We start from the raw sequence: 6,334 nt of genomic DNA, 5'->3' as shown, positions 1-6,334 counted from the left end.
GCCACGCCCGCGCGCTCGGCGACCGCGCGCGCCGCGCGGCGCGCTTCCGCACGCAAGGCGGGATCGATCTCGTCGGGAAAACGGCGCGCCGCGCCGTGCTCGAGCGTCTGGCCCGCGAGCGTCCAGCCGATCGTGCCGTTGCGCAGCGCGGCCACCGGGTTCGGCAGCCCCGCGTTGATCAGCGACTGCGTGCCGATGATGCTGCGCGTGCGGCCCGCGCAGTTCACGACGATCCGCGTCGACGGGTTCGGCGCGAGCGCGCGTACGCGCAGCACGAGTTCGGCGCCCGGCACGCTCGTCGACGTCGGGATGTTCATCGTCCGATACTCGTCGAAGCGGCGCGCGTCGACGATCACGACGTCGGCACGCGCGTCGATCAGCGCCTGCACTTCCTGCGCGGACAGCGACGGCGTATGCCGCTCGGCCTCGACCCATTCGCCGAACGACTTGCTCGGCACGTTCACGTCGATGAACAGCTCGCCGCCCGCGGCCTGCCAGCCGGCGAGACCGCCGTCGAGCAGCCGCACGTCGGTATAGCCGAGCCGCGCGAGCGTGGCGGCCGCGCGCGGCGCGAGATCCTCGCCGTCGGCTTTGCCGTACACGACGATCGGCGTGTCGCGGCGCGGAATGCGCGTCCACGCGTCGAGCTCGAGCCTGGACAGCGGAAAGTTCGCGGCCCACAGCGGATGGCCCTGCGCGTACGGATCTTCCTCGCGCACGTCGATCAGCGCGATTTCGTCGCGGGCGAGCAGGCGTGCGCGTACGTCGTGGTACGACGCGACGGGAAAGCGGGAAACGGAATCGGCGGTTGGCGTCACGATGTCTCTGTCGGTTGAACGGGATGTCGGAAAAACGGAAAAAACGGCGGCCTCCTGCGTGCAGGAGGCGGTGTCACGGATTCGAATAGCCGGATACGAACGGCTTCACGGTGCCGTCGTCGAGGAACACCGCGCGCTCGACCTTGCCGATGTTCGCACCGTACACGTGGATGCTGATCGACACGCGATCCGCGAACGCATTCGTCACGCGATGGATGTCGCCCATGCGCGGCGACACGGCCTCGACGTCGCCCGGGCGCAGCCGCGTCGCGTCGCCTGCCGGCACCGGCCGGCCGCCTTCGTCGAGCCGATACGGCTGCGACAGCTCGCCGCCGCGCAGCATGCCGATCAGCCCCCACACCGTATGGTTGTGAATCGGCGTCGACTGACCGGGCCCCCAGACGAAACTGACGACCGAGAAACGCTCGTCGGGGTCGAGATGCAGCAGGTACTGGCGATAACGCTCGGGATCGGGCTGCGCGAACGCGTCGGGCAGCCAGTCGTCGCGCGCGACGAGCGCCGCGAGCAGCGCACGGCCCTCGTCGACGACGCGCGCCTCGTCCGCGCCCGACGCGAGCAACGCGCGCAACCCGTCGACGAACGGGCCCAGCGGCGACTGATGCAACGAAAGCGTACTCATCGACCGGCTCCTCGAATATGATGGCCACCATGATGGATCGTCATGATGCACCGGAAATACCATGCAGAACAAACATGAAAATTAGCGATATCGACGCTTTTGCAGCGGTCGTTCGCTGCCAGACGCTGAGCCAGGCCGCGGCCGAGCTTGGCATGACGCAGCCCGCGATCACGCGGCGCGTGCAGAACCTCGAGGAAGCGCTCGGCGTGACGCTGCTCGACCGCAACACGAAACCGCCGCGCCCGACCGACATCGGCCGGCAGGTGTTCGACCAGTGCCGCGCGATCCTGCGCGAAGTCGACGCGCTGCGCGAGCTGACGGCCGCACGGCGGCCGCCCGCCGGCGAATTTCGCATCGGCATCACGCAGGGCCTCGGCGAGCGCATGCTGCCCGAACTGATCGCGCGGCTCGCGAGCCGATGGCCGGCGCTCGCGACGCAGGTCACGACCGCCTGGGGCGGCGTGCTCGTCGAGCGCATCGCGCGGCGCGAGCTCGACGCCGCGCTCGTGTTTCTCGCGCGCGAAATGGTGCTGCCGCCGGCAGTCGAAGGCGAACGACTGCTGGCGACGCGGCTCGTCGCTGTCGGCCGCAAGGGCGACTGGCCGCGCCGCAGCTATCGGCTCGCCGACTGCCATGCGCGCGGCTGGGTGCTCAATCCGGACGGTTGCGGCTTTCGCGCAGGCCTGCGCCGCGCACTCGACGCGCAAGGGCTGCCGATGCCGGTCGCGCTCGACGCGTACGGCCGCGACCTGCAGTTGCAGAGCGTCGCCAACGGCATCGGCATCGGTCTGATGCCGCTGCCGCTCGTCGAATGCAGTCCGCTGCGCGATGCGCTCGAGATCGTGCCGCTCGCCGATTTCAAGCCGCAGATCGATCTGTGGCTGCTGCGCCGGCAGGATGCGGCGCGCTTCGCGGCACCGCTCGACGCGATCGCCGCGCAGGCGCGCGAAGCGTTCACGCCGAGCGCACAAGACGAAGCCGCGTAGGCGGCGGCCGGCGCACACGTCGTGCGTCGCGCGACGCTCTCCGGCGGTCGCTCGCCAACGCTCGCGCATTGCGTCGGCCCGATACTCGCGCGTGAGACGTCGTCTCGCCCGAGGCTCACGCATCGGAGCGGCCCGATGCCGATGCGCGAGGCGTTGTCCGGCCCTCGCCCGCGCCCTCGCCTGCCGTCCGCCGCGCCGCCGCGTCGAGCGCCGCGCGTCCGGCCGCGACCGCGATCGCGTCGTCCTGCGGCGTATGCACGCGGCTGCACAGCACGTCGCGATAGTGGCGTTCGAGCGGATTGCGCCGGCTCAGGCCGTGATTGCCGGACAGCTTCAGCGCCTGTTCGACCGCGCGGATCGCCTGCTCCGTCACCGTGCGCTTCACGAGTCCGCTCGTCGTCACGGCCGGCGCATTGCCCGCGTCGGTACGCGCGACGTGATCGTCGAGCAGCACACGGTTCGCATGCAGCCAGCCCTCGATCTCGCCGACGGCCTCCTGCACGCGCGGCAGCGTCGCGAGCGGCGCGCCGACGCCGGTCGGCGTGCGCGTCGTCGCGAACGCGAGCAGCCAGTCGTGCGCGGCCCGCGCGACCGCGTCGTAGAGACTGCCGAGCAATGCGACCATCCACGCCTGCTGGTCGGTCTGCGCGTCGACGTCCGCATGACTGGCCGCCGACACCGACCACGCGTCGGGCGTACGCACGTCGACCGCATGATCGAGGGGCAGCCGCACGTCGTCGAACACGACCTCGTGGCTGCCGGACGCGCGCAGGCCGAGATGATCCCAGCTTTCGATCACGCGGATCCGTGCGTCGTCCACGTGAGGATCGCGCCCAACGAGGAACACGCCGACACGCGGCTGCGGTTCGTCGGTGCGCGCCCACACGGCCAGCCAGCGCAGCGCCGGAATGCCGGTGCTGTACAGCTTGTGACCGGACAGCCGCCAGCCGTCGCCGTCGCGACGCGCGATCGTGTCGGGCAGCCCGCCGCGCGACGGCGAACCGAGCGCCGGCTCGACGCGCAGCGCGTTGATCAGTGCGCCGTCGGCGACCGCGCTGTCGAACACCGCGCGCCGCACCTGCGCGGGCCAGCGGTTGTCGGGCCGGCCGAGCGCACGGTGCTGCAGATATGTCATCGTCAGGACGAGCGCGGTGGCAGGGTCGGCGCGTGCGACGGCCGCGACGATCCGGCTCGCGCGCGCGAGCGTCGCGCCGGCGCCGCCAAACTCGCGCGGCACCACCTGCGCGATCAGCCCCGCGCGCTGCAGCCGCGCGAGATTCTCGTGCGGAAAACGGCCGTCGACATCGTTGCGCGCGGCATCGCCCGCGAGTTCGGGCACGAGACGGTCGAGCAGCGCGGCGAGGCGCGTCTCGTCGTCGGGCAGGCGGCGCAGCGACGACTCGCGCGACGGCAGCGAAGCGGCAAGGCTGACGGACATCGGTACGGGTTCTCTCGATAACGGGGAATTGGAGGATCGGCGGCGTGCGACGGCAATACCGGCGGCGGCGCCGCCCTCGATCGGACGCAGTGCCTGCGTGCGCGTCGCGGCCGACGCACGATCTTCATCGATTCACGGCCGCCGGGCACAAACGGCGCGTGCGCCGGTTCCGCGAGCGGTTCGATCTCGATCTCGGTCTCGACCGACGACATCGCGAGCGCACAGCGTATGCGCAACGCCGACGCACCCAAACCATGCAAATCTGATATTCAAATCGGGATTGATTATTTCCATTCCGCATGATCGCGGCGGTAATCTGCGCTCCATTTCCGCCCGGCGGCCGACGACGGCCGTGCGGGCCGTGCCCCCCTCCCGGAGACCCAGATGAGCGTCGAATTCATCGGCATGATCCAGAGCCAGAAGCAGTCGGAAATCCATCCGCCGTCCGGCCGCGTCGTCGATCCCGACTATGTGCGCGAGTTCGCCCGCGCGCATGAAGCGGCCGGCTTCGACCGGATCCTCGTTCCGCATCATTCGACCGGCCCGTCGGCAACGCTGACGATCGCGTTCGCGGCCGCCGCGACCGAGCGCATCCATTTCATGCTCGCGCATCGCCCGGGCTTTACGGCCCCGACGCTCGCCGCGCGGCAAATCGCGACGCTCGACCAGTTCAGCGGCGGCCGGCTCGCGGTGCACGTGATCTCCGGCGGCTCCGACAGCGAACAGCAGCGCGACGGCGACTTTCTCGATCACGATGCGCGCTACGCCCGCACCGACGAATATCTCGGCATCCTGCGGCGCATCTGGACCGAGCCGCAGCCGTTCGATCACGCCGGCACGTACTACCGTTTCACGCAGGGCTTTTCCGAGGTGAAGCCGTTCCAGCAGCCGCATGTGCCGATCTATTTCGGCGGCGCATCGGACGCGGCGCTCGCGGTCGCCGGCAAGCATGCCGACGTCTATGCGCTGTGGGGCGAATCGCTCGACCAGGTGCGCGACCTGACGACGCGCGTGCGCGCGGAAGCCGCGAAGCACGGCAGACAGGTCCGGTTCTCGGTGTCGTTCCGCCCGATCCTCGCGGCGACCGAGGACGCCGCGTGGGCGCGCGCACACCGGATCCTCGACGAAACGCGCCGGCTGCGCGAAGCGGCCGGCCTCGGCGCCGGCAGCCCGCAGCAGAGCGAAGGTGCGCGGCGCCTGCTCGCCGCCGCGGAACGCGGCTCGCGCGTCGACAAGCGGCTGTGGACCGAGATCGCGAAGCTCACCGGCGCGCGCTCGAATTCCACCGCGCTGGTCGGCACGCCCGAACAGGTCGCCGATGCGCTGCTCGACTATTACGACCTCGGCGTGACGACCTTCCTGATCCGCGGCTTCGATCCGCTCGAAGACGCGATCGACTACGGCCGCGAACTGATTCCGCGCGTGCGCAGCGCCGTCGCCGCACGCGACGCGTCGCGCCGCGCAGCCTGATTCCACGGGAGACGCCGACGATGTCCGCCGTCCTTTCGCCGCCCACGCGCACCGCGTCGGGCCTCGTGCTCGCCGATACGCCGCGCCAGCATTTCTGGTTCGATCCGTCCGCGCCGCGCATCGACGTCGCGGCCGAGCGCCGTCACCGGCAGGAGCGGCTGGCGGCCGCGTTCCGCCTGTTCGCGCGCTTCGGCTTCGCGTCCGGGCTCGCGGGCCACATCACGGCACGCGATCCGGAGCTGCCCGATCACTTCTGGGTGAATCCGCTCGGCGTGCATTTCTCGCAGATCCGCGTGTCGGATCTGCTGCTCGTCAACGCGCGCGGCGAAACCGTGATCGGCACGCGGCCGCTCAACAAGGCCGCGTTCGCGATCCATACCGCGATTCATGACGCGCATCCGCACGTCGTCGCCGCTGCGCATACGCATTCGACCTACGGCAAGGCATGGTCGACGCTCGGTCGTCCGCTCGATCCGCTCACGCAGGACGCCTGCGTGTTCTACGAAGACCATGCGCTGTTCGACGATTTCACGGGGATGGTGGTCGACACGAGCGAAGGTGCGCGCATCGCGCATGCGCTCGCGAAGCCCGACGGCGGCACGCACAAGGGCGTGATTCTGAAGAATCACGGCATCCTGACGGCCGGCCCGACGGTCGAGGCTGCCGCATGGTGGTACATCGCGCTCGACAACGCCGCGCATACGCAATTGCTCGCCGAAGCGGCCGGCACGCCGCAGCCGATCGATCACGCGACCGCGCGTCACACGCACGGGCAGATCGGCGGCCCCGACGGCGCGCTGCATGCGTTCGACAGCCTGTACGCGCGCGTCGTCGCCGACGAACCCGACCTGCTCGACTGAGCGCCGTTCCGCACGACCGGCCCCGGAGACCCACGATGACCGATACCCCCGTTCTCGCGCGTTCCGACGCGCACGGCGCCACACGCCGCCGGCTGCTGCGCGCGGCCGGCGCCGCCGCGCTC

General features: G+C 70.5%; 6 protein-coding genes. 3 read left to right on the top strand and 3 right to left on the bottom strand.

The features are described from left to right. Both HMPREF3115_RS01985 and HMPREF3115_RS01980 read right to left on the bottom strand, forming a co-directional pair. Positions 1–818, bottom strand: an 818-nt coding sequence (locus tag HMPREF3115_RS01985) for a rhodanese-like domain-containing protein (protein WP_256275965.1), incomplete at its 3' end; no start/stop codon positions are given. A 73-nt stretch (positions 819–891) separates the two neighbouring features. After that, positions 892–1,458: a cysteine dioxygenase family protein gene (locus HMPREF3115_RS01980; RefSeq protein WP_070553317.1), complete on the bottom strand. Its 567-nt coding sequence runs from the start codon at positions 1,456–1,458 to the stop codon at positions 892–894. Positions 1,459–1,532: 74 nt separating this feature from the next. Here HMPREF3115_RS01980 and HMPREF3115_RS01975 point away from each other — a divergent pair, with 74 nt between their 5' ends. Beyond that, positions 1,533–2,444 (top strand): LysR family transcriptional regulator, encoded by a 912-nt coding sequence (locus tag HMPREF3115_RS01975; RefSeq protein WP_059939561.1) that lies wholly within the window; start codon positions 1,533–1,535, stop codon positions 2,442–2,444. Positions 2,445–2,559: 115 nt separating this feature from the next. Here HMPREF3115_RS01975 and HMPREF3115_RS01970 read toward each other — a convergent pair whose 3' ends face one another. Next, positions 2,560–3,882, bottom strand: a complete 1,323-nt coding sequence (locus HMPREF3115_RS01970; RefSeq protein ID WP_045593328.1) for an acyl-CoA dehydrogenase family protein — start codon at positions 3,880–3,882, stop codon at positions 2,560–2,562. A gap of 384 nt (positions 3,883–4,266) precedes the next feature. Between HMPREF3115_RS01970 and HMPREF3115_RS01965 the strand changes: the two genes are divergently transcribed. Next, complete coding sequence (locus HMPREF3115_RS01965; RefSeq protein WP_059939552.1) at positions 4,267–5,352, top strand: LLM class flavin-dependent oxidoreductase; 1,086 nt, start codon at positions 4,267–4,269, stop codon at positions 5,350–5,352. A 20-nt stretch (positions 5,353–5,372) separates the two neighbouring features. After that, a complete protein-coding gene (locus HMPREF3115_RS01960; RefSeq protein ID WP_070553316.1) occupies positions 5,373–6,212 on the top strand; it encodes a class II aldolase/adducin family protein in 840 nt (279 codons plus the stop codon). Positions 6,213–6,334: the final 122 nt, after the last annotated feature.

It is taken from the genome of Burkholderia sp. HMSC10F09 (genome assembly GCF_001806955.1).
Classification (GTDB): Bacteria; Pseudomonadota; Gammaproteobacteria; order Burkholderiales; family Burkholderiaceae; genus Burkholderia; species Burkholderia multivorans.
This window is presented reverse-complemented; position numbering and strand designations above follow the sequence as displayed.